The sequence below is a fragment of the Duganella sp. GW821-FHT01E12 genome, assembly GCF_059422325.1.
In genome coordinates, this window is record NZ_JBWKWR010000001.1 from 148,375 (window position 1) to 171,795 (window position 23,421).

The window sequence follows — 23,421 nt, forward strand, 5'->3', positions numbered from 1 at the left end:
TGGATTAATCGGCGACGGCCACCACTACGCCGGCAGCCGTCCTGAACGTACAAAGCGACAAATTTACCGTCTGCATTAAGATTTTTGTTTACCTCCCGCAACACGTATGCGGGCAACAACACTTGCATTTCGCTACGAAAAACCGGGTCCAGAGGGCAAAACGGCAGGGCCTAAGCCCTGCCGTTCCGTTACCGCTGATCCGCCTTACTTGGCCGGTGAGGCCAGGAAGCCGTGGCCGCCTTGCGACTGCAGGGCCTTCAAGCGCAGCTCGCTGTCGGTGGCCGCCTGGTTCTCGGCGCCCAGCGGCTTGTCGCTGAACTGCTTGATGGCGCCGGCCAGTTGCGCGACGTTGTTGTTGACCGCGCCCGGCAGGTCCAGCTTGGCGGTGGCCGGGGCCGCCGCGTTGCCTGCGAAGCTGGACAGCGCCTGGGCCAGGCCGCTGACGTTGCCGCTCAGGTTGCTGACCGGCGTGGTGGCGAACCACACGTCGGCCGCCGCGTGGGTGGCGCCGTCGGCGGTCTCGAAGGTCGAGCTCAGACCCAGGATGTTGCCGTTGTTGACCGTGCCGTCCTGCTTGACGTCCAGGTTCAGCTTGGTGATGCCCAGCGCTTGCAGCGACTTGAGCTCGTCGGCCTGGCTGACGCCGTCGGCGTTGCCGTCGACCCAGACGCGCAGGTCGGCGAAGGCGGCATCCTTGGCGTCGATCACGCCGTCGCCGTTGGTGTCCAGCTCGGCCATGGCCTGGTAGCCGGTGGCGGCCTTCTGGCCGTTGGCCAGCGTGGTGCCCGAGCCGAACAGCTCGCCGCCGTCGTTGATCACGCCGTCGTGGTTGCGGTCCAGCGCCAGCAGGCCGTCGCCGCCGGCGATCCAGCCGGTGTTGACCTTGTTGCCGTTGGCCAGCAGGTCGAACTGCACGCCCTGGCCCAGTGCGCTGGTCTGCACGCCGTTGCCGTTCAGGTCCAGCGCGATCGGGGTCAGGAAGGACAGCGCCGGGGTCTGGGCGGTGGTGAAGGCGTGCACCTGGTCGCTGGTCATCGCATGCAGCTGCATCGAGGTCAGCGCGTGCACCTGGTTGGTGGTCAGCGCGACGATTTCCGCCGTGCGCAGGCTGACGATCTGGCGGGTGGTCAGCGCGGCGATGGCGCCGGTGCTCAGCGCCACCAGGTCGGCGGTGTCGAGCGCGGACAGCGCGTTGGTCGACAAGCCCACCACTTGCGCGGTGGTCAGCGCCGCCACCTGGGTCGAGCTCAGCGCCACACCCTGGTCGGAACTCAGCGCGCCGAGCTGGGCGGAGGTCAGCGCGGCGATTTCGGTGGTCGAGAAGGCGGCCACGCTGGACGTCGCCAGGGCGGCGACGTTGCGGGTCGACAGCGCGGCCACTTGCTGCACGCTCAGCGAGACGGCCTGGCTGGTGGTCAGCGCGCCGATCTGGTTGGTCGACAGGCCGCCGGCGAAGGCCGCGGTCGACAGCGCGGCGATCTGCGCGGTCGTCAGCACGCTGACCTGGGTGGTGCTCAGGCCGGCCAGCTGGGCGGTGCGCAGCGCGGCCAGGTCGGCGGTCGACAGGCCGGCCAGGTCGGCCGTTTCAATCGCGCCGAGGCTGTTGGTGCTCAGCGCGACGATCTGCGCGGTGCCCAGCGCGGCCACCTGGGCCGAGGTCAGCGCCACCACCTGGTTGGTGCTCAGGGCGGCGATGCCGGCGGTGCTCAGCGCGGCGACCGAGGCGGTGGCCAGCGAGTTGACCTGGCCGGTGGTCAGGGCGCTCACCTGCGCGGTGCCCAGCACGGCGATGGCGGCCACCTTGATCGCCGACAGGTCGGCCGTTTCCAGCGCGGCGATGTCGTTGGTCGACAGCGCGGCGACCTGCGCGGTGCTCAGCGCGGCCGCTTCGCCGGTGGTCAGGGCCACGACCTGGTTGGTGGTCAGGGCCTTGACCTGGTTGGCGCTCAGCGCGGCGATGGCGGCGGTCGACAGCGCGGCGAAGTCGGCCGTCTCCAGCGCGGCCACGCCGTTGGTGCTCAGGCCGGCCACCTGGGTGGCGCTCAGCACGCTTGCCTGGGCGGTGGTCAGGGCGACGATCTGGTTGGTGCTCAACGCGGCCAGCGCGGCCGACGACAGCGCCGTGATCTGGCCGGTCGACAGCGCGCCCACCTGGTCGGTGGTCAGGCCGGCCAGCTGGGCCGTGCGCAGCGCGGCGATGTGGTTGGTCGACAGGCCGGCCAGGTCGGCGGTCTGGATCGCGCCGAGCGCGTTGCTCGACAGGGCGGCCACTTGCGCGGTGCCCAGGCTGGCGATCTGCGCGGAACCGAGCGCGACCACCTGGTTGGTGCTCAGCACGGCGATGCCGGCGGTGCTCAGCGCGGCGATGGCGCCGGTGGTCAACGAGCTGACCTGGCCGGTGGTCAGCGCGGCGACCTGGGCGCTGCCCAGCACGGCGATGGACGCGGTCTTGATGGCGCTCAGGTCGGCCGTTTCCAGCGCGGCGATGGCGTTGGTGGTCAGCGCGGCGACCTGCGCGGTGCCCAGCGCGGCCGCTTCATTGGTGGTCAGCGCGACGACCTGGTTGGTGGTCAGGGCCTTGACCTGGTTGACGCTCAGCGCGGCGATGGCGTTGGTCGACAGCGCGGCGAAGTCGGCGGTCTCCAGCGCGGCCACGCCGTTGGTGCTCAGGCCGGCCACCTGGGCGGCGGTCAGCGCGCTCGCCTGGCCGGTGGTCAGGGCGACGATCTGGTTGGTGCTCAGGGCACCGATCTGCGCCGAGTTCAGCGTGGCGGTCTGGTTGGTCGACAGCGCGCCCACCTGGTCGGTGGTCAGGCCGACCAGCTGGGCGGTGCGCAGCGCGGCGATGTCGGCGGTGCTCAGGCCGGCCAGGTCGGCGGTCTCGATGGCGCCGATGGCTTTGCTGCTCAGCGCGGCCACTTGCGTGGCGCTCAGGCTGGCGATCTGGGACGAGGTCAGGGCGACGACCTGGTCGGTGCTCAGCGCGCCGATGGCGCCGGTGCTCAGCGCGGCGACCGAGGCGGTCGCCAGCGAGTTGATCTGGCCGGTGGTCAGCGCGGTCACCTGCGCGGTGGTCAGCGCGGCGATGGCGGCGGTCTTGATCGCCGACAGGTCGGCCGTTTCCAAGGCGGCGATGGCGTTGGTGCTCAGCGCGGCGACCTGCGCGGTGCTCAGCGCGGCCGCTTCGCCGGTGGTCAGCGCCACCACTTGCGCGGTGGTCAGGGCCTTGACCTGGTTCACGCTCAGCGCGGCGATCGCGTCCGAACGCAGGGCCGCGAAGTCGGCGGTCTCCAGCGCGGCGATGGCGTTGGTGGTCAGCGCGGCCACTTGCGCAGTGCTCAGCGCGCTGGCCTGGCCGGTGGTCAGGGCGACGATCTGGTTGGTGGTCAGGCCGGACACGGCGGCCGTGGTCAGCGCGACGATCTGGTTGGTCGACAGCGCGCCCACCTGGTCGGTGGTCAAACCGGCCAGCTGGTTGCTGCGCAGCGCGGCGATGTCGGCGGTGCTCAGGCCGGCCAGGTCGGCGGTCTGGATGGCGCCGATGGCATTGCTCGACAGGGCCGCCACTTGCGCGGTGCCCAGGCTGTTGATCTGGGCCGAGCTCAGCGCGACGACCTGGTTGGTGCTCAGCACGGCGATGGCGGCGGTGCTCAGCGCGGCGACCGAGGCGGTGGCCAGCGAGGCCACCTGGCCGGTCGTCAGCGCGGCGACCTGGGCGGTGCTCAGGATGGCGATGGCGGCCACCTTGATGGCCGACAGGTCGGCCGTCTCCAGCGCGGCGATGGCGTTGGTGCTCAGCGCGGCCACTTGCGCGGTGCCCAGCGCGGCGGCTTCATTGGTGGTCAGCGCGACGACCTGGTTGGTCGTCAGGGCCTTGACCTGGTTGGCGCTCAGCGCGGCGATGGCGTTGGTCGACAGCGCGGCGAAGTCGGCGGTCTCCAGCGCGGCCACGCCGTTGGTGCTCAGGCCGGCGGCCTGGGCGGCGGTCAGCACGCTCGCTTGCGCGGTGGTCAGGGCGACGATCTGGTTGGTGCTCAGGGCGCCGATCTGCGCCGAGTTCAGCGCGGCGAACTGGTTGGTCGACAGCGCGCCCACCTGGTCGGTGGTCAGGCCCGCCAGCTGGGCGGTGCGCAGCGCGGCGATGTCGGCGGTGCTCAGGCCGGCCAGGTCGGCGGTCTCGATGGCGCCGATGGCTTTGCTGCTCAGCGCGGCCACTTGCGTGGCGCTCAGGCTGGCGATCTGCGACGAGGTCAGGGCGACGACCTGGTCGGTGCTCAGCACGCCGATGGCGCCGGTGCTCAGCGCGGCGACCGAGGCGGTCGCCAGCGAGTTGATCTGGCCGGTGGTCAGCGCGGTCACCTGCGCGGTGGTCAGGGCGGCGATGGCGGCGGTCTTGATCGCCGACAGGTCGGCCGTTTCCAAGGCGGCGATGGCGTTGGTGCTCAGCGCGGCGACCTGCGCGGTGCTCAGCGCGGCCGCTTCGCCGGTGGTCAGCGCCACCACTTGCGCGGTGGTCAGGGCCTTGACCTGGTTCACGCTCAACGCAGCGATCGCGTCCGAACGCAGGGCCGCGAAGTCGGCGGTCTCCAGCGCGGCGATGGCGTTGGTGGTCAGCGCGGCCACTTGCGCAGTGCTCAGCGCGCTGGCCTGGCCGGTGGTCAGGGCGACGATCTGGTTGGTGGTCAGGCCGGACACGGCGGCCGTGGTCAGCGCGACGATCTGGTTGGTCGACAGCGCGCCCACCTGGTCGGTGGTCAAACCGGCCAGCTGGTTGCTGCGCAGCGCGGCGATGTCGGCGGTCGACAGGCCGGCCAGGTCGGCGGTCTGGATGGCGCCGATGGCGTTGCTCGACAGGGCCGCCACTTGCGCGGTGCCCAGGCTGTTGATCTGGGCCGAGCTCAGCGCGACGACCTGGTTGGTGCTCAGCACGGCGATGGCGGCGGTGCTCAGCGCGGCGATGGCGGCGGTGGTCAGCGAGCTGACCTGGCCGGTGGTCAATGCGGCGACCTGCGCGGTGCCCAGCACGGCGATGGCGGCGACCTTGATCGCTGCCAGGTCGGCCGTCTCCAGCGCGGCGATGGCGTTGGTGCTCAGCGCGGCCACTTGCGCGGTGCCCAGCGCGGCGGCTTCATTGGTGGTCAGCGCGACGACCTGGTTGGTCGTCAGGGCCTTGACCTGGTTGGCGCTCAGCGCGGCGATGGCGTTGGTCGACAGCGCGGCGAAGTCGGCGGTCTCCAGCGCGGCCACGCCGTTGGTGCTCAGGCCGGCGGCCTGGGCGGCGGTCAGCACGCTCGCTTGCGCGGTGGTCAGGGCGACGATCTGGTTGGTGCTCAGGGCGCCCACTTGCGCCGAGTTCAGCGCGGCGAACTGGTTGGTCGACAGCGCGCCCACCTGGTCGGTGGTCAGGCCCGCCAGCTGGGCGGTGCGCAGCGCGGCGATGTCGGCGGTGCTCAGGCCGGCCAGGTCGGCGGTCTCGATGGCGCCGATGGCCTTGCTGCTCAGCGCGGCCACTTGCGTGGCGCTCAGGCTGGCGATCTGGGACGAGGTCAGGGCGACGACCTGGTCGGTGCTCAGCACGCCGATGGCGCCGGTGCTCAGCGCGGCGACCGAGGCGGTGGCCAGCGAGTTGATCTGGCCGGTGGTCAGCGCGGTCACCTGCGCGGTGGTCAGCGCGGCGATGGCGGCGGTCTTGATGGCCGACAGGTCAGCCGTTTCCATCGCGGCGATGGCGTTGGTGCTCAGCGCGGCGACCTGCGCGGTGCCCAGCGCGGCCGCTTCGCCGGTGGTCAGCGCGACGACCTGGCCGGTGGTCAGGGCCTTGACCTGGTTCACGCTCAGCGACGCGACCACGGCGGTCGACAGCGCGGCGAAGTCGGCGGTCGACAGCGCGGCGATGGCGTTGGTCGACAGGCCGGACACTTGCAGGACGCTCAGCACGCTCGCCTGCGCGGTGGTCAGCGCGACGATCTGGTTGGTGGTCAGGCCGGCGACGGCGGCGCTGCTCAGCGCGGCGATCTGGTTGGTCGACAGCGCGCCCACCTGGTCGGTGGTCAGGCCGGCCAGCTGGTTGCTGCGCAGCGCGGCGATGTCGGCGGTCGACAGGCCGGCCAGGTCGGCGGTCTGGATGGCGCCGATGGCGTTGCTCGACAGGGCCGCCACTTGGGCGGTGCCCAGGCTGTTGATCTGGGCCGAGCTCAGCGCGACGACCTGGTTGGTGCTCAAGACGGCGATGGCGGCGGTGCTCAGCGCAGCGACCGAGGCGGTGGCCAGCGAGGCCACCTGGCCGGTGGTCAGCGCGGCGACCTGGGCGGTGCTCAGCACGGCGATCGCGGCCACCTTGATGGCCGACAGGTCGGCCGTCTCCAGCGCGGCGATGGCGTTGGTGCTCAGCGCGGCGACCTGGGCGGTGCCCAGCGCGGCGGCTTCATTGGTGGTCAGCGCGACGACCTGGTTGGTGGTCAGCGCCTTGACCTGGTTGGCGCTCAGCGCGGCGATGGCGTTGGTCGACAGCGCGGCGAAGTCGGCGGTCTCCAGCGCGGCCACGCCGTTGGTGCTCAGGCCGGCCACCTGGGCGGCGGTCAGCGCGCTCGCCTGGCCGGTGGTCAGCGCGGCGATCTGGTTGGTGCTCAGGGCGCCGATCTGCGCCGAGTTCAGCGTGGCGGTCTGGTTGGTCGACAGCGCGCCGACCTGGTCGGTGGTCAAGCCCACCAGCTGGGCGGTGCGCAGCGCGGCGATGTCGGCGGTGCTCAGGCCGGCCAGGTCGGCGGTCTCGATGGCGCCGATGGCTTTGCTGCTCAGCGCGGCCACCTGGGTGGCGCTCAGGCTGGCGATCTGGGCCGAGGTCAGCGCGACCGCCTGGTCGGTGCTCAGCACGGCGATGCCGGCGGTGCTCAGGGCGGCGACGGCGCCGGTCGACAGCGAGGTGATCTGGGCGGTGCTCAGCGCGGCCACCTGGGCGCTGCTCAGCAGGGCGATCGACGCCGTCTTGATGGCGGCCAGGTCGCCGGTCTCCAGCGCGCCGATGGCGTTGGTGCTCAGCGCCGCGACCTGGGTCGAGGTCAGCTGCGCGGCCTGGTTGCTGCTCAGCGCCACGACCTGGTTGGTAGTCAGCGCCTTGACCTGGCCGGCGCTGATGCCGCCGATGGCCGAGGTCGACAGCGCGGCGATGTCGTTGGTCGACAGCTGGGCGAAGCTGGCCGTCTGCAGGGCGCCGATCTGGGTCGAGGTCAGCACGCTCACCTGGGCCGTGGTCAGGTAGGCGGCCTGGGTGGTGGTGATGCCGCCCGCGAGCTGGGCAGTGGTAAACGCAGGGATTTGCGAAGTCGTGAACGCACCCAACTGGTCAGAATTGAATGCCGCAATATCGGCAGTCGCCAGCGTGATGATCTGGGAAGTGCTGAGGCTGGCAATCTGTGCCGTGGTAAAGGTGGTCGCGAAACTCATTCTAATTCTCCTGGAGGTACTTCTCTGTCAGCTCAGAAAGCAACTCGAACGTCCGGCCTGCGCCGGCGTTCGAGCCCTGTCGTGGAATATGTTGCTATTTTATATAACTTTTTTTGATGCCGCCGGGAAAATCCGGCTTATACCGTACATAACGACAGAATTTAGACTTTCATTAAGTAAACTTTTTTCCAACCGCAATGTTGCCGTGTGGATTCAAGAAAAAAGCTTGCCGGTTCTGCCGTGCGCCGCCTGCGCGGCGGAATTTCAGTAGAGCATTATATCTTATTTAATTTCTCAAAAGAATTTTTTTCCATGCTGTCGCGGCCACACAACCTGTCGAAGCGTCATGTTTATGCCGGCGGAAAGCGATCCTCACTGGATGGCAATTCAATCATATTGATTGTGGGAAATGTATCCGCAAGGATATTTTGCACCGGACGTGTGACAAGCGCATGACCGGTGCATAATCCCCACTCCCCCACCCGCGATGGAGACATGCCGCCATGAAGCTACTGCCCGCAAGCCGTACCCTGGTCCTCTTGAGTCTGAGCAGCACCCTGTGGCTGGCCGCCGGCCACGCCGCCGCGCAGGCGCCGCTGGCCGCCGCCGCCGTGGCCGACGCCACCCGCCCGGACGCCGACAAGGCGCGCGACGCCGACCGCAAGCCGGCCGAGATGCTGGCCTTCGCCAAGCTGCAGCCGGGCCAGACGGTGATCGACTTCTTCCCCGGCCGCGGCTATTTCACCCGGCTGTTCAGCACGGCGGTCGGGCCGCAGGGTATGGTGTACGCGGTGACGCCGCAGGCCTGGCTGGACCGCTCGAAGGGCAAGCCGCCGCCGCCGCCCGTGTCGGCCGAGCCGGGCCGCGCCAATGTGCGCGAGGCGGTCGGCGCCGCCTCGCTCAACGTGCCGGTCAAGGCCGACCTGGTGTGGACCTCGCAGAATTACCACGACATCCATATCTGGGGCGGCGCGGCCGGCGCGGCCGAGCTGAACAAGGCGGCCTTCGACGCCCTCAAGCCGGGCGGCTACTATATTGTGCTGGACCACGCGGCCCAGCCGGGGCTGGACGACGCCGGCATGGCCAGGCTGCACCGCATCGACGAGGCGCTGGTGCGCAAGGAGGTGCTGGCGGCCGGCTTCGTGCTGGACGCCGAATCGCCGGCGCTGCGCAATCCCGGGGACGAGCGCGGCGCGCAGGTGTTCGAGAGCGGCATCCGGGCCCACACCGACCAGTTCATCCTGCGCTTCCGCAAGCCGTAGGCGCGCGGCGGCGCCAGGCCAGCACGGCGGCGGTGGCCGCCAGCAGCGCCAGCGCCACCAGGTTGAGCACCACCACCGCGCCGTGGAAGCGCAGCACCAGGCCGACGCTGACGCCGGCCTTGAGCGCGTACTGCCAGCCGCCGGCGAGTGGATAGACGGCCACCAGCTGCAGCGCGTAGTACAGGGCGCCGCCCCACAGGCCGGCCTGCCGGCGCTTGAGCGACAGCAGCGCCGACAGCAAGCCCAGCGTGGCCGCGCCGTACAGCAGCGGCAGCGCCTCGGCCGGCTGGGGCTCGCCGAGCAGGCCCAGGCACACGCCCAGCGCCAGCGCGCCATTGAGCAGCAGCACCCGCGCCAGCCACTTTTCGAATTCCCGCATCATCTGATTCCCGTCCGGTTGCCGGCGTCAGCCAAAGCGCGCCTGGTAGTCGCCGGGCAGCACGCCCAGCTGCGCGGCGAAGGCGCGCCGCAGATTGTACTCGCTGCCGAAGCCGCTCTGGCCGGCGGCGCGCTTGACGCTCATGCCGGGCCGCTCCAGCAGCGCGCAGGCCGCCTCCATGCGCAGGCGCAGCAGCAGCTGGGCCGGCGACACGCCCGCCTCCCGTTGCAGGCGCCGGTGCAGCGTGCGCACCGACAGCGCGCACGCCGCCGCCATCTGCTCGACGTCGACCTGCCGCCTCAGGCGCGGACGCAGCCAGGCGGTCAGCCGGCCGTGCAAGCCCTGCGGATCGGCCTGCGCCAGCAGCTCCGAGCTGAACTGGCGCTGGCCGCCGGGACGCTTGAAGAACACCACCAGCCGCTTGGCCGTGGCGAGCGCCGCGCCGCGCCCCTGGTCCTCCTCGACCAGGCTGAGCGCCAGGTCCATGCCGGCCGCGATGCCGGCCGAGGTGTAGCACGGGCCGTCCTTGACGTAGATCGCGTCGTCCAGCACCCGCACGCCGGGATGCTGGGCCTGCAGGCGCGCCGCGTCCATCCAGTGCGTGACGGCGCTGCGGCCGTCCAGCAGGCCGGCGCGCGCCAGCACGAAGGCGCCCGAGCACACCGCGCAGCAGCGCAGCACGCCGCTGCCGGTGCGGGCGTCGCCGCCGGTGCCGCCGCCTGGCGCCGCGCGCCGCACCCAGCGCACCGTGGCCGGGTCCAGCGCCGCGCTGGCGCCGTCCTCGACGCCGCGGCCGCCGGCCACGATCAGGGTCGACCCGGCCAGCGCGCGCCCGGTCCTGGGCAGCGGCCCGGTCATCACCGTCACGCCGGCGGTGGACGCCACCAGCCCGCCGCCGGGCGCGATCATGCGGATGCGGTAGGGTTCCGCCAGGCCGGCGTCGCGCGCCTCGTCGTTCGCGCTGGCGAACACCTGCGCCGGGCCGGTGGCGTCGAGCAGCACGAAGCCGGGATACACCAGCAGCCAGATGTCGATGGGTTTCATGTGGCAGATATTCAACCATCAACGTCATTTGTGTCAACCGCCGCGCGGGCATGATGGACGCTTCCACCAACAGGAGCCACCATGACACGCACCATAGGCATTTATGTGTTCGACGACGTTGAAGTGCTGGACTTCGCCGGCCCGTACGAAGTGTTCACCTGCGCCACGCGGGTGGCGGCCGGGCTGGCGCCGGCGGCACCGCCGCCGTTCCGCGTGCGCACCATCGGCCAGCGCGGCGCCATGCTGCGGGCGCGCGCGGGCCTGAGCGTGTTCCCCGAGGCGCACTTCGGCAACGCCGGCCCGCTCGACGTGCTGGTCGTGCCGGGCGGCGTGGTCGACGCCGAGCGCGACAAGCAGGAAGTGATACGCTGGATCGCCGCCACCGCGCCGGCGTGCGAGCTGGTGGCGTCGGTGTGCACCGGCGCCTTCCTGCTGGCGCAGGCGGGCCTGCTGGACGGGCAGGAAGTGACGACCCACTGGGCCGACATCGACGAACTGCGCGCCGCCTTCCCGCGCCTGAAGGTGGCGGGCCAGCGGCGCTGGATCGACAACGGCCGCACCGTCACCAGCGGCGGCATCTCGGCCGGCCTGGACATGTCGCTGCACCTGGTGGCGCGGCTGGCCGGCCGCGAACTGGCCGCGCGCACCGCGCTGCAGATGGAGTACAACTGGAACGAGGCCTGACCCCGGCGGGGCTACAGCTTTTTCAGCTGCTCTTTCGCGTACGCCGCGTTGGCGTGGTTGGGCGCGAGCTCCAGGAAGCTGGCGTAGGCTTGCCTGGCCTTGTCGCCGTCGCCCAGGCGCATGCGGGCGTCGCCCAGGTTCAGGTAGGCGATCGCGCGCGAGGTGTCGATCTGCAGCGTGTTCTCGAACCAGCGCGCGGCCTCGGCGTACTTCTCCTGCTTGTAGTAGACGAAGCCCAGGTTGTTGGCGGCCAGGCCGAAGTCGGGACGGTACTTCAGGGCCTCGGTGAACGCCGCCTCGGCCTGCGCGTACTGCTTCTCCTTATACAGCTGCAGGCCGCGGTCGTTGGCGCGCTGCGCCAGCTGGCGGCTCGACGCGTCCACCGGCTTGGGCGCGGCGATCTTCTGCTCCTCGCCCTGCAGGTTTTTAACCACCACCGTGTTGCCGTCGGCCTTGAGGTCGCGACCCTTGTCGAGCTTGCTGTTCAGCGCGATCGCGTCCGCCGACAGCTGCGCCGACTGCGCGCTGAGGAACTCCGCCTCGGCCGGCAGCTGGAACACGAACTCGCCGCCCTCCGAACCCGGCAGGCTGCCGAACGCCGGCGTCTGCTGCGACACGCTGGCCACCGCCGGCGCCACGTAGGCGGCCAGCTCGGTGGCGGTGATCAGGCCGTCGCCGTTGAGGTCGGCCTTGCCGTTCAGGGCCTGCAGCAGGGTCCAGGTGAACACCGAGTGCCCGCCCGGGCCGCCGTCGGCCACCATCTGGTCGGCGCCGCCGGCGGTGAGCATCTGCCGCCCCAGGCGGCGCGCGTTGTCGCGCAGGAAGGCGCCGCTGCCGCCGCCGCGCGTGAGGCCCAGGCCGCTGTAGCAGGCGTCCATCACGAACAGCACGTGCTTGGCGTTCAGGCTCTCGGCGATGTTCTGCAGGTCCGTCATCGGGATCGCGTCCACGCCGACCTGCTGCGGGTCGGAGTCGACCGGGATGATGTAGCCCAGGTTGCGCCCCGAGCTGAGCTGGCGCGTGGCGCCGTGGCCGGCGAAGAACACGAATACGCGGTCATCCTTCTTGAGCTGGGCGTCGGCCAGCTTGTCGTGGAACAGCGCCAGGATGTTGTTGCGCGTGGCCTCGCCGTTCGACAGCGTGTACACCCGCTCATTGGCGAAGCCGAAGCGGTTGACCAGCGTGTCGCGGATCGCCCGCGCGTCCTGCACCGCGTACTGCAGCCTGGGCCACTTCTGGTAGTCGTTGATGCCGATGACCACGGCGTAGCTGTTGGCGTAGCCGGTGCTGACGGCGATCTTCTCCGGCTCCGGCCGGCCGCCCTTGGCCACCTTGAACTCGTGGCCGTCCCAGCCGGCGAAGCTGTAGCCGTCGGCGATCAGTTTATCCAGCACCAGCGGCAGCGCCTTGACGCTGCGCTCGTGGATGTCGTGGAACAGGATGATGCCGCGCTGCTCCTTGCCCAAGGTGGTCAGCACGCGGTTGGCGATGGAGCTCGGCACCGGGTCGGCCCAGTCCAGCGAGTCGATATTCCACATCACCGAGCGCAGGCCCAGCTTGGACAGGATGGCCAGGCCCTCGGCGTTGTGGGCGCCGTAGGGGAAGCGGAACAGGTCCGAGCGGCGCGGGTCGGTGGCCTTGAGCAGCGCGTCGGCGTTGGCGATCTCGCCGTACAGCTGCTCGCCCTGCTCCTTGGACAGCAGCGCGTGGCTGAAGCTGTGGTTGCCCACCGCGTGGCCGGCGTCGATCAGGCGCCGGCTCTCGGCCGCGTTGGCGCCCAGCGTCTGCCGGCCCTGCGCGTCGAGCTTGCCCAGGTTCTGGCCCACCTGGAAGAACACGCCCGGCACGTTGTACTGCTTGAGGATGGCCGCCACCTCCCCGGTGTAGCTCTTGTGCGGGCCGTCGTCGAAGGTCAGCACCACGGTCTTGGGCGGCAGCGTGTTGCCGAAGATTTCCCTGGCCTGCGCCTCCTGCTCGGCGGTCCTGGGCTGCTCGGGATACGGCACGATGACGCCGTAGTCCTTCATGATCTGCTCGCGGCCGTACAGCTTGCGCAGGTGGGCCACGTAGTCGTCCCAGCGCTCGCGCCTGGGCGCGATGGCGCGCGTGTCGAAGCGCGAGAAGATGTCGCTGATCTCCTTGTCGTACTGCTTCTCGATGTCCTCCAGCGCGGCCAGGTCCTCGCTGACGCGCTTGTGCAGCTTGATCGCCGGCAGCGTCTGGTCGGCCGCGGCCAGCTTCTGCAGCGACAGCAGCACTTCGCGGAAGGCCAGGCGGTCGGCGTCGAACAGGTCGGCGGCCGATTCGATGTAGGACAGCAGCGCATCGTCGGCGGCGTCGCGCCGCGCCGGCGGCAGCGCCTGGGTCTGCGCCAGCAGCGCCTGCACCCTGGCCAGGCGCTCCAGGTTCTCGTGGAACAGCGACTGCCCGACCTGGCCGGCGGCCTTGCGCTCGGACTCGGACAGCGACTTCTCGTCGGCCAGCAGCACGATGATCTTGCGGTAGGCGGCCAGCATGTCGCGCAGTTCCGGCATGAGGTCGGGCGCCGGGACGGCGGCGGCGACCGCGGCGGACGGCCCGGCCGGCTGGGCGCCGCGCAGCGCCACGAACGCGCCCGCGCCGGCGACCGCCGCCACCACCGCCGCGACGCCCAACTGCCTGAAGTATTTCATGTGCGACATCCTCAAAAAACGAATCCCGCATTCTATGCCACTTTGGCAACATCGGGGTCAAGTCTGACATTCGGACACGAGCTCTGCCCTGGGCGCTGACTACGGCCGGGTTCGTGTCCGAATGTCAGACTTGACCCCACCATAGCCGTCGGTCAGCGTGTGCAGGAAGGCCACCACGTCGGCGATCTCGCGCTCGTTCAGCGCGGGCGGGCCGCCGGGGCGCCCGCCGAACGGCGCTTCCATGTTGACGTTGGCCTCCAGCCCGGCCGGCTGGTCGTCGAACTTGTGGACGCTGCCGTCGGCGTTGCGCGGATACCATTTCTGCGGCGCGCTGTCGCGCTGGGCGTAGAAGCGCACCACCTGCGCCAGGCTGTCGAAGCGGCCGTTGTGGAAGTACACCTGGCGCAGCGCCACGTTGCGCAAGGACGGCGTGCGGAAGCGGCCGCAGTAGTCGCGCCGCGCGCGCAGGTCGGCGCGCTCCGGGCCGCACAGGCCGAGGTCGAAATACGCCGGGTCGGCGTTGACCACCAGCTGGCCGTTGCGCGGCACGCCCAGGTTGACTAGGCCGTAGTCGGTGAACTGCGGGAAGGCCCCGCCCTGCCCGATCCTGCTGACGTGGCAGGACGCGCAGTTGCCCTTGCGCTCGTCGTTGAACAGCGCCAGCCCGCGCGCCTCCGGCGCCGTCAGCACCGCCTGCTTGCGCAGCACCGCGTCGTACTTGCTGGTGTAGGGGTAGAAGTCGGCCGGGCTTTGCTGGAACACCTCCAGCGCCATCAGCACGCCCCGCATGGCCGCGTCCGGACGCTCGAAGATGGCCTCGCCGAAGGTGCGGCGGAACTGCGGCGCCAGCGGGCCGGCGCGCAGCCGCGCCACCACCGCCGCGTCGTCGCGGTTGCCCATCTCGCGCGGCGACAGCAGCGGCCCGCGCGCCTGCTCGTGCGCCGATGGCGCGCGGCCGTCCCAGTCGTAGCCGCCGGTCGGGCCGGCGTCGACGCTGTCGTCGCCGTCGTCGTCGTGGTAGTGCTCGCTGAACGGCGGCACCGTCTGCAGGTACTTCAGCGACGGCGCGGCGCGCGTGCCCTGCGTGACGCCGTCGGCGCCGGCCAGCTGCGCCGCCAGCCGGTTGGGCGGGCCGTAGGCGTGCTCGGGGCTGTGGCAGCTGGCGCAGCTGCTGCGGCCGGACGCGGACAGGCTAGCCTCGCTGAACAGGGCGCGCCCCAGCGCGGTCAGCTCCGCCACCGAGGGCTGGCGCTGCGGGCCGGGCGCGTAGGCGGCGGTGGCGGTAGCGGCAACGGCGCCCGCAACGGCGGGTGCGGCGGCGGGCGGCTGTTGGTGACAGGCGGCCAGCCATACGGCGGCCAGGGCAAGTGTGATCCTTTTCATGCCGCAAGCCTAGCAGCGCGACATGACCGCTACATGACAGATAGGAAAGGATACATGACGAAACATGAAAATTCATCATCCTGAAATATTTCAACCCTAGCATGGGCTGCTTTGATACCCACCCCACAAGGCAAGAACATGAAACTGAACCCGATGCGCCCGCTGCCCCTGATGCTGATGTCGATCGGCCTGGGCGCCGGCCTGATCGCCTGCGGCAGCTCGTCCGACAGCGTCCCCACGCTCAAGGGCCAGGTGGTCGGCAGCTATTACGAGAACGCCGTGGTGTGCCTGGAAAGCGCCACCGTCAAGCTCAGCTGCGACAGCGGCGCCTCGCCGGTGCGCACCGGCGCCGACGGCAGCTTCGCGCTGACCGGCACCGACAAGGGCGCGCTGCTGGTCACGGTCGGCACCGACGCCATCCGCCACGACGCGCCCGGCGACGCCGGCGTCAAGGTCGCGCAGAAGCTGGTGTTCCGCGCGCCGGACGGCCACACGGCCTTCGTCGGCGCCCTCTCCACCGAGCTGGCCGCGCTGATGGACGCCAACGGCGGCGACTTCGCGGCCGCCAGCGCCAAGCTGGCCGCCAAGCTGGGCGTGGCGGAGGCCAATCTGCTGGCCGACCCCAACAAGGTGACCGGCGACGACCAGGCCAGGCTGAAGGCGGAAAGCGCCGGCGTGACCGACGTCATCGCCGCCGCCAGCGCGCTTGCCGCGCCGGCCGACGTCGCGGCCGCGCTGAGCAGCGGCCTGGCGCTCAACAACATCAAGAACATCGTCGTCATCTACGCGGAAAACCGCGGCTTCGACAACCTGTACGGCCTGTTCCCCGGCGCCAACGGCGTGCCCGGCGTGAACCCGACGTCGACCAGCGCCTACGTGCCGCAGAAGGACTACGACGGCAGCACGCTGCCGGTCCTGCCGCCGACCTGGGGCGGCATGACGGCCGCCGGCCAGAGCGTGGTGATCTCGCAGGCGCAGACGGTGGGCATGGCCAACAAGCCGTTCCAGATCGACGACGCCAACAGCCCGCTGTACCTGGCGCCGTCGACCATCACGCGCGACCTGGTGCACCGCTTCTACAACAACCAGATGCAGATCAACGGCGGCGCCAACGACAAGTTCGCGGCCTACTCCGACGCCGGCGGCCTGGCCATGGGCTACTACGACGGCAGCAAGATGAAGATGTGGGACATCGCCAAGCAGTACGCGCTGGCCGACAACCTGTACATCGGCGCCTTCGGCGGCTCCTTCCTGACCCACCAGTACCTGATCTGCGCCTGCGCGCCGCAGTACCCGAACGCCGACACCTCGGTGGCCAAGGGGGCTATCGCCAAGATCGACGTCGACGCCAAGGGCAACTTCGTGCGCCTGACGCCGTCGGCCACGGCGCCGTCCAGCGTGCTCAACGGCGCGCCGGCCTACGCCAACGACGGCGCCATCACGCCGGCCGACGCCAGCGGCATGTTCTACGCGGTCAACACCATGCAGCCGCCCTACCAGCCGAGCAGCAACAGCTACGCGGCCGGCGACAGCACCCGCCTGTACGCCGACACCAGCAAGGCCAACACGCTGCCGCCGCAGACGCAGCAGAACATCGGCGATCTGCTGACCGGCAAGAACATCGACTGGGCCTGGTACGCCGGCGCCTGGAACGCCACCACGGCCGCCGCCACCGCCGCGCCGCGCGGCGCGACCGGCAATCCGCCCAACTTCCAGTTCCACCACCAGCCGTTCAACTACTTTGCCAACATGGACCCGGTGAAGAACGCGGCCTACCGCGCGGCCCACCTGAAGGACTACGACAGCCAGTTCGTGGCCGACGTGGCCAACGGCACCTTGCCGCCGGTGGCCTTCTACAAGCCGCAGGGCAACCTGAACCAGCATCCCGGCTACGCCAGCGTGGCCGACGGCGACGCCCACATCGCCGACGTCATCGCCAAGCTGAAGAAGAGCCCGCAGTGGAAGAACATGCTGGTGATCGTCACCTACGACGAGAACGGCGGCTTCTACGACCACGCCAGCCCGCCCAAGGGCGACAAGTGGGGTCCGGGCACGCGCGTGCCGGCGATCATCGTCTCGCCGTACGTGAAGAAGGGCGTGGACCATACGCAGTACGATTCGGCTTCCATCCTGCGCGCCATCACCCGCCGCTTCAGCCTGCCGGTGCTGGAAGGCCTGAGCACCCGCGACAAGGCGCTGGCCGCCAACGGCGCCAAGCCGATGGGCGACTTCAGCTCGGCGCTGGCCTTGACGCCGCAAGAGTAAGCGCCGCTCCCGCGCCGCGACTACGCCAGCCCTCGCGGCTGGCGTTTTTTTTATTCGGCGGCGCGGCAGCTGGCGGCCAGCCTCCATGAGCGCTCGCCGGGAAAGCGCAGCCAGATCGCGCGCCAGGCATTGCGCGCGCCGCAGCCGTTCGCGTTGGCCAGTTGCGACGGCGATGCGGGTTGGCCGTCGCTCACGATGATTTCGTTTTCCACTTTGGCGTAGCTGGAGTGGCCGCGATAGGTGGCGCGCAGCTCGGTGCCGTTCGGCAGGAAGAGCTGCTTCCATTGATAGCCTTTGTTCTCGGCCTCTTTGCCTTCTTCGTCTTCAGACTCGCCGGGCTGGGCGCGCGTGCCGGCGATCCACTTGCGGATAATGTTGCAGAGGGCGGCTTCTGTTTTCCTGCCGTAGTATCCCTCGCCCACATGATCGATCAGCGCCATGAATACTTCGCTTGGCAGATGGAGGGGTATGGGGTGGTCCATTTTTTCTCCTTGTCTAAAAAGACTAGATCGGTCTAGTTCACTCTAGTTCGCTCTAGTTCAGTCTAGTTTTTGGCCGTGAATTCTAGTTCGCTCTAAAAATGGGTGGCGAGAGGGCCGGTTTGGCCGGTTTTTTCGGCCATCCCGCCAGTTTTTAGAGTGAACTGGAGCGAAATAGTTCAACTAGAGCGAAATAGACTTTCTAGACTGCCGTTTTAAGTACACCACCCTGTATAGCAGCGGCAAGACCAGCAAGGTCAGCGCGGTGGAGGACAGGATGCCGCCGATGACCACCGTCGCCAGCGGGCGCTGGACTTCGGCGCCGGTGCCGGTGGCGATCGCCATCGGGATGAAGCCCAGCGACGCCACCAGCGCCGTCATCAGCACCGGACGCAGGCGGCCGATGGCGCCCTCGCGGATCGCCTGCTCCACCGTGCGCCCCTGCTCGCGCAGGCTGCGGATGAAGGAAACCAGCACCAGCCCGTTGAGCACCGCCACGCCGGACAGCGCGATGAAGCCCACCGCCGCCGATATCGACAGCGGTATGCCGCGCAAGGCCAGCGCCGCGACGCCGCCGGTCAGCGCGAACGGAATGCCGCTGAACACCAGCAAGCCGTCCTTCAGATTGCCGAACATCGCGAACAGCAGCACCATCACCAGCAGCAGCGCCACCGGCACCACCACCTGCAAGCGCCGCGACGCCGACTGCAGCTGCTCGAACTGCCCGCCCCAGCTGGTCCAGTAGCCGGCCGGCACCCGCACCTGTCGCAGACGCTCCCCGGCCTCCGCCACGAACGAACCGATATCGCGCCCGCGCACGTTGGCGCTGACGACGACGCGGCGCTTGCCGTCCTCGCGGCTGATCTGGTTCGGCCCCGGCGCGATGGCGAAGCTCGCCACCTCGCCCAGCGGTATGAAGTTGGCCGCGCCGCCGCCGCGCGGCAGCGGCACCGGCAGGCGCCGCATCGCATCGAGGTCGCTGCGCAGCGCGTCGGGCAGGCGCACCACGATGTCGAAGCGGCGGTCGCCCTCGAACATGGTGCCGGCCTCCGTGCCGCCGATGGCGGTGGCGATGGTCTCCTGCACGTCGCCCACGTTCAGGCCGTAGCGCGCGGTCTTGGCGCGGTCGATCTCCACGGTGAGCACCGGCAGGCCGCCGGTCTGCTCGATCTTGACCTCGGTGGCGCCGTCCACCTTGCCCAGCGCGGCGGCGATGCGCGCGGCGGTCTCGTTCAGCACCGCCATGTCGTCGCCGAACAGCTTGACGGCGACGTCGCTGCGCACGCCCGATATCAGCTCGTTGAAGCGCAGCTGGATAGGCTGCGAGAACTCGAAGGCGTTGCCCGGCAACTGGGCGGCGGCCTGCTGGATCGCCGCCACCAGCTGGGCGTGCGACTTCCTCGGCGCCGGCCATTGCGCCTCCGGCTTGAGCATGATGTAGCCGTCCGAGACGTTGGGCGGCATCGGATCGGACGCGATTTCCGCCGTGCCGGTGCGGGCGAACACGCGCTCGATCTCGGGGAACTGGCGCTTGAGCGCGAGTTCGAGCTGCTGCTGCATCGCCACCGACTGCGTCAGGCTGGTGCCGGGGATGCGCAGCGCCTGGATCGCGATGTCGCCCTCGTTCAGGCTGGGCACGAACTCGCTGCCCAGCCGCGTGGCCAGCAGCAGCGACAGCGCCACCGCGATGGCGGCGAAGGCCAGCACCACCGGCGTGCCGGCCAGCGCGCGCTCGAGCAGCGCCGCGTACCACGCGCCGATGCGGCGCTGCTCCTTCTCCACCACGCGCTCGCCGATGAACAGCGCCACGGCCGCCGGAATGAAGGTGACCGACAGCAGCATCGCGCCGGCCAGCGCCAGCACCACCGTCAGCGCCATCGGATGGAACATGCGGCCCTCGACGCCGGTCAGCGCGAAGATCGGCAGGTAGACCACCATGATGATCAGCTGTCCGAACAGCAGCGGCCTGCGGGCCTCGCGCGCGGCGGCGTACACCTCCTCGTGGCGCTCGGCGCGCGTGAGCACGCGGCCGTGGCGCGCCTGCGCGTGCGCCAGCCGCCGCACGCAGTTCTCGACGATGACCACGGCGCCGTCGACGATGATGCCGAAGTCCAGCGCGCCCAGGCTGAGCAGGTTGGCGCTGACCTGGTAGGCCACCATGCCGGTGAAGGTGAACAGCATCGCCAGCGGAATCACCAGCGCGGTGATGAGCGCCGCGCGCAGGTTGCCGAGGAACAGGAACAGCACCGCGATCACCAGCACCGCGCCCTCCAGCAGGTTGTTCCTGACGGTGTGGATCGCCTTGTCCACCAGCGCGGTGCGGTCGTACACGGTGACCGCGTGCACGCCGGCCGGCAGGCTGCGGTTGATGTCGACCATCCGGCGGTCCACCGCCTGCGCCACGGCGCGGCTGTTCTGGCCGATCAGCATGAAGACCGTGCCCAGCACCACCTCGCGGCCGTTCTCGGTGGCGGCGCCGGTGCGCAGCTCGCGGCCGACGTCCACCTCGGCCACGTCGCGCACGCGCACCGGCACGCCGCCGGCGTTGGCCAGGATGATGTCGCGGATATCGTCGAGCGAGCGCACCTGACCCGGCGCGCGCACCAGCAGCTGCTCGCCGCGCCGCTCGATGTAGCCGGCGCCGGCGTTGCCGTTGTTGCGCTCGAGCGCAGTCACCACGTCGCGCAGCGTCAGGCCGTAGGAGGCCAGCCGCTGCGGGTTGGGCGCCACCTGGTATTCCTTGGCGTAGCCGCCGATGGAATTGATCTCGGTCACGCCGGGCACGTTGCGCAGCTGCGGCTTGACGATCCAGTCCTGGATCTCGCGCAGGTCGGTCGGCGTGTAGGGCGTGCCGTCGGGCTTTTTGGCGCCCGGCCTGGCCTCCACGGTCCACAGGTAGATCTCGCCCAGGCCGGTCGACACCGGCCCCATGGCCGGGGCGACGCCGGCCGGCAGCTGCGCGCGCGCCTCCTGTATCCGTTCGCCGACCATCTGGCGGGCGAAGAAGATGTCGGTGCCGTCCTTGAACACGACGGTGATCTGCGACAGCCCGTAGCGCGACAGCGAGCGGGTCTGCTCCAGGCCGGGCAGGCCGGCCATCAGCGTCTCGATCGGGAAGGTGACGCGCTGCTCGGTCTCCAGCGGCGAGTAGCCGGGCGCGCTGGTGTTGATCTGCACCTGCACGTTGGTGATGTCGGGCACGGCGTCGATCGGCAGCTTGTGGTAGCTGTACACGCCGACGGCGGCCATGCCGGCCACCGCCAGCAGCACCAGCCAGCGCTGGGCGATGGCGAAGCGGATGAGTTGTTCAAACATGGTGTCCCCCGTCTCAGTGCGCATGTTCGGCGCCGTCCTTGCCCAGTTCCGCCTTGAGCACGAAGCTGCCGGCCGCCGCGTACTGCGCGCCGGCCGCCAGACCCTGGACGATCTCGGTGCGGCGGCCGTCGCTGCGGCCCAGCGCCACCGGCTGCGCGCGGAAGCCGCCGGCCACCTTGACGAACACCACCGGCTTGCCGTCCACGGTCTGGACGGCGTCGGCCGCCACCGCCACCGCGACCTCGGCACCGGCGGCGGCCCGGGCGGACTGCACGTCGACGCTGACGAACAGGCCGGGGCGCCAGGCGCGGTCGGGATTGGCCAGCGCCACGCGGGCCTTGGCGGTGCGGGTCTGCTCGCCCAGCAGCGAGCCGACGTAGGTGATCCTGCCGCTGGCCTGGGCGTCGAAGGCGGAGGCCTGGACCAGCACCGTCTGGCCCACGCGCACCAGCGCCAGGTCGCGCGGCGGCACGGCGATCTCGGCCCACACGGTGGACAGGTCGGAGATGGTGAAGACGGCGGCGTCCTCCTTGACCGCCTCGCCCAGCGCCAGGTGCTTCTCCATCACCACGCCGTCGAACGGCGCCCGCAGTTCCAGGCGGTTCAGGTCCGCGCCGTTGGCGGCGACCGCGCCGGCGCCGATGGCGGCGAGCTTCTGGCGCGCGTTGCGCAGCGCGATCCCGGCCTCGCTGAGCGCCTGTTTGGCCTGCAGGTAGTCCTGTTCGGCGGAGATCTTGTCCTGCCACAGCCGGCGCTCGCGCTCGAAGGTGGTGGCGGCCAGCGCCAGCCGGCGCTCGGCCGACAGCAGCTCGCTGCGCTGCTCGGACAGGCCGCTGCTGGCGATCACCGCCAGCACCTGGCCCTGCTTGACGTCCTGGCCCAGCTCGGCGCGCACGCTGGTGACCACGCCGGCCAGCTTGGGCACGACGTGCGCGGTGCGGTCCTCGTTGAAGCGGATCTCGCCCGGCAGCGTGATGGCCGCGCCGATGCCGGCCGGCGCCGCCACCGCCAGCACGATGCCGGCGGCCATGGCGCGGGTGTCGTCGAGCGCGATGGTTTGCGGCCCGGCTTCGTGGTGGCCGCCGCTTGCGGATTCGCCTTCGCGGCGCCCGGCGACTTCGCCGGATTCGGCCGGCGCCTGCGCCGACGGCGCGCCGCGCCTGGGCATCAGCATCAGCGCCGCCAGCAGCAGGCCGGCGAGCGCCATGATGGCGATGGTGATTTTCTGCGTTTTATTCATGGTCTACTCCGAGGATGCGGTCGATGGCGGCCAGCGCGCGGTGCGCGTCCGCCAGGGCGTTCAGGTATAGGGTTTGCGCCTGCAGCAAGGTGCGCTGGGCGTCGAGCACGTCGAGGAAGCCGAACTTGCCGTAGTCGAAGCCGGTGGTGGCGGCGTCGTAGGCGCTTTGCGCGCCGGGCAGGATGTCGCCGCGCAGCGCCTGCGCCTGCTGGCGGGCGACGTCGAAGTCCGCGCGCGCCTGCGCCAGCTCGGCCTCCAGCCGCAGCGTGGTGGCGGCCAGCTCGTCGCGCGCCTGGTCGACGCGGCGCGCCGACTCCAGCACGCCGCCCTGGTTGCGGTCGAACAGCGGCAGCGGCACCGACACGCCGACGATCGCCTGCGAGCGCCCCAGCTCCGCCGAGCGCTTGCTGCCGACGTTGAGCGTCAGGTCCGGCGCGCGCTTGCTCAGCTCAAGCTGCGCCAGCGCCTGGCGCCGCGCCAGTTCCGCGCGGGCCAGCGCCAGCGCCGGCGCGCGCCGCAGCCGCTCGCGCAGCGCCTGCTCCGCCGGCGGCTCCGGCAGCGCGTCGATGGCGCCGTCGGCGCGCTCGAAGCGCGGCGCCGGATTGCCCCACAGGGTCGCCAGCCGCTGGCGCGCGCCGGCCAGCGCGCCGCGCGCGCGGATCAAGTCCAGCCGCACCGAGGACGCGGCCACGCGGGCGCGGGTCTGCTCCACCGGCGAGACCTTGCCGGCCACCACGCGGCGCCCGGTGGCGCCGGCCGCGCGCTCGGCCAGTTCGGCCGCCTGCTGCGCCAGCCGCACATGCTCCTGCGCGGCCAGCACGGCGAACCAGGCCTCGATCACGCCGGCGCGCAGCTCGGCCCGGCGCAGCGCCAGCCCGGCCGCGGCGCTGTCGCGGCCACGCTCGGCCGCCTGCACGCGGGCGGCGCGCTTGCCGCCCAGCTCGAGCGGCTGGCTCAGTTGGAAGGTGGTCTCGCGACGCTCGGCGCCGGCGCCGAGCCGTTCGGCCGACAGCGTGGGATTGGGCGCCAGGCCGGCCTGCAGCACGGCGCCGTCCTGCGCGCCCAGCTCGTGGCGGGCGGCGGCCAGGCCGGCGTTGGCGCCGGCGGCCAGCGCCAGCGCGGCCGGCAGCGTCAGCGGCGCGGACGGCTCGATTTCGGCCCGCGCAAGGGCGGGCCACGCCGCTACGACGAGCGGCAACAGATACTTGTACATCGAATTCTCCGGAAAACAGGAACAGGAATTCGACGAGACTCA

Annotated in this window: 12 protein-coding genes; 3 read left to right on the forward strand and 9 right to left on the reverse strand. The window is 70.5% G+C overall.

Annotated elements, in window-relative coordinates:
- Window positions 1-204: 204 nt before the first annotated feature.
- On the reverse strand, window positions 205-7,443 hold the full coding sequence (locus AC07WS_RS00525) for an SPM autocatalytic domain-containing protein (RefSeq protein WP_494727218.1): 7,239 nt from the start codon (window positions 7,441-7,443) through the stop codon (window positions 205-207).
- 503 nt (window positions 7,444-7,946) lie between these two features.
- Here AC07WS_RS00525 and AC07WS_RS00530 point away from each other — a divergent pair.
- Entirely contained in the window at window positions 7,947-8,705 is a 759-nt protein-coding gene (locus tag AC07WS_RS00530) for a class I SAM-dependent methyltransferase (RefSeq protein ID WP_494727219.1), read from the forward strand.
- Here the strand turns inward: AC07WS_RS00530 and AC07WS_RS00535 are convergent.
- Together AC07WS_RS00535 and AC07WS_RS00540 are read right to left on the reverse strand one after the other, a co-directional pair.
- Window positions 8,680-9,084, reverse strand: a complete 405-nt coding sequence (locus AC07WS_RS00535) for a hypothetical protein (protein ID WP_494727220.1) — start codon at window positions 9,082-9,084, stop codon at window positions 8,680-8,682. The genes AC07WS_RS00530 and AC07WS_RS00535 overlap by 26 nt on opposite strands.
- 27 nt (window positions 9,085-9,111) lie before the next feature.
- Entirely contained in the window at window positions 9,112-10,128 is a 1,017-nt protein-coding gene (locus AC07WS_RS00540; RefSeq protein ID WP_494727221.1) for a GlxA family transcriptional regulator, read from the reverse strand.
- 81 nt (window positions 10,129-10,209) lie between these two features.
- On the opposite strand from AC07WS_RS00540, the gene AC07WS_RS00545 reads away from it, so the two are divergent.
- Entirely contained in the window at window positions 10,210-10,812 is a 603-nt protein-coding gene (locus tag AC07WS_RS00545) for a DJ-1/PfpI family protein (protein ID WP_494727222.1), read from the forward strand.
- Between the two features lie 11 nt (window positions 10,813-10,823).
- Here the strand turns inward: AC07WS_RS00545 and AC07WS_RS00550 are convergent, their stop codons facing one another.
- The gene (locus AC07WS_RS00550; RefSeq protein ID WP_494727223.1) at window positions 10,824-13,484 is read right to left on the reverse strand and encodes a polysaccharide deacetylase family protein; all 2,661 of its coding nucleotides are present in this window, start codon (window positions 13,482-13,484) and stop codon (window positions 10,824-10,826) included.
- Window positions 13,485-13,583: 99 nt separating this feature from the next.
- Entirely contained in the window at window positions 13,584-14,867 is a 1,284-nt protein-coding gene (locus AC07WS_RS00555) for a cytochrome-c peroxidase (protein WP_494727224.1), read from the reverse strand.
- Window positions 14,868-15,005: 138 nt separating this feature from the next.
- Between AC07WS_RS00555 and acpA the strand changes: the two genes are divergently transcribed.
- Window positions 15,006-17,132: an acid phosphatase gene (gene acpA / locus AC07WS_RS00560; protein ID WP_494727225.1), complete on the forward strand. Its 2,127-nt coding sequence runs from the start codon at window positions 15,006-15,008 to the stop codon at window positions 17,130-17,132.
- Between the two features lie 50 nt (window positions 17,133-17,182).
- Here the strand turns inward: acpA and AC07WS_RS00565 are convergent, their stop codons facing one another.
- The 4 genes from AC07WS_RS00565 to AC07WS_RS00580 form a co-directional block, all read right to left on the reverse strand.
- Window positions 17,183-17,614, reverse strand: a complete 432-nt coding sequence (locus tag AC07WS_RS00565; RefSeq protein ID WP_494727226.1) for a hypothetical protein — start codon at window positions 17,612-17,614, stop codon at window positions 17,183-17,185.
- 180 nt (window positions 17,615-17,794) lie between these two features.
- Complete coding sequence (locus AC07WS_RS00570) at window positions 17,795-20,926, reverse strand: CusA/CzcA family heavy metal efflux RND transporter (RefSeq protein ID WP_494727227.1); 3,132 nt, start codon at window positions 20,924-20,926, stop codon at window positions 17,795-17,797.
- Between the two features lie 13 nt (window positions 20,927-20,939).
- Entirely contained in the window at window positions 20,940-22,166 is a 1,227-nt protein-coding gene (locus AC07WS_RS00575; protein WP_494727228.1) for an efflux RND transporter periplasmic adaptor subunit, read from the reverse strand.
- Complete coding sequence (locus tag AC07WS_RS00580; protein WP_494727229.1) at window positions 22,159-23,379, reverse strand: TolC family protein; 1,221 nt, start codon at window positions 23,377-23,379, stop codon at window positions 22,159-22,161. The genes AC07WS_RS00575 and AC07WS_RS00580 overlap by 8 nt, the downstream gene beginning before the upstream one ends.
- Window positions 23,380-23,421: the final 42 nt, after the last annotated feature.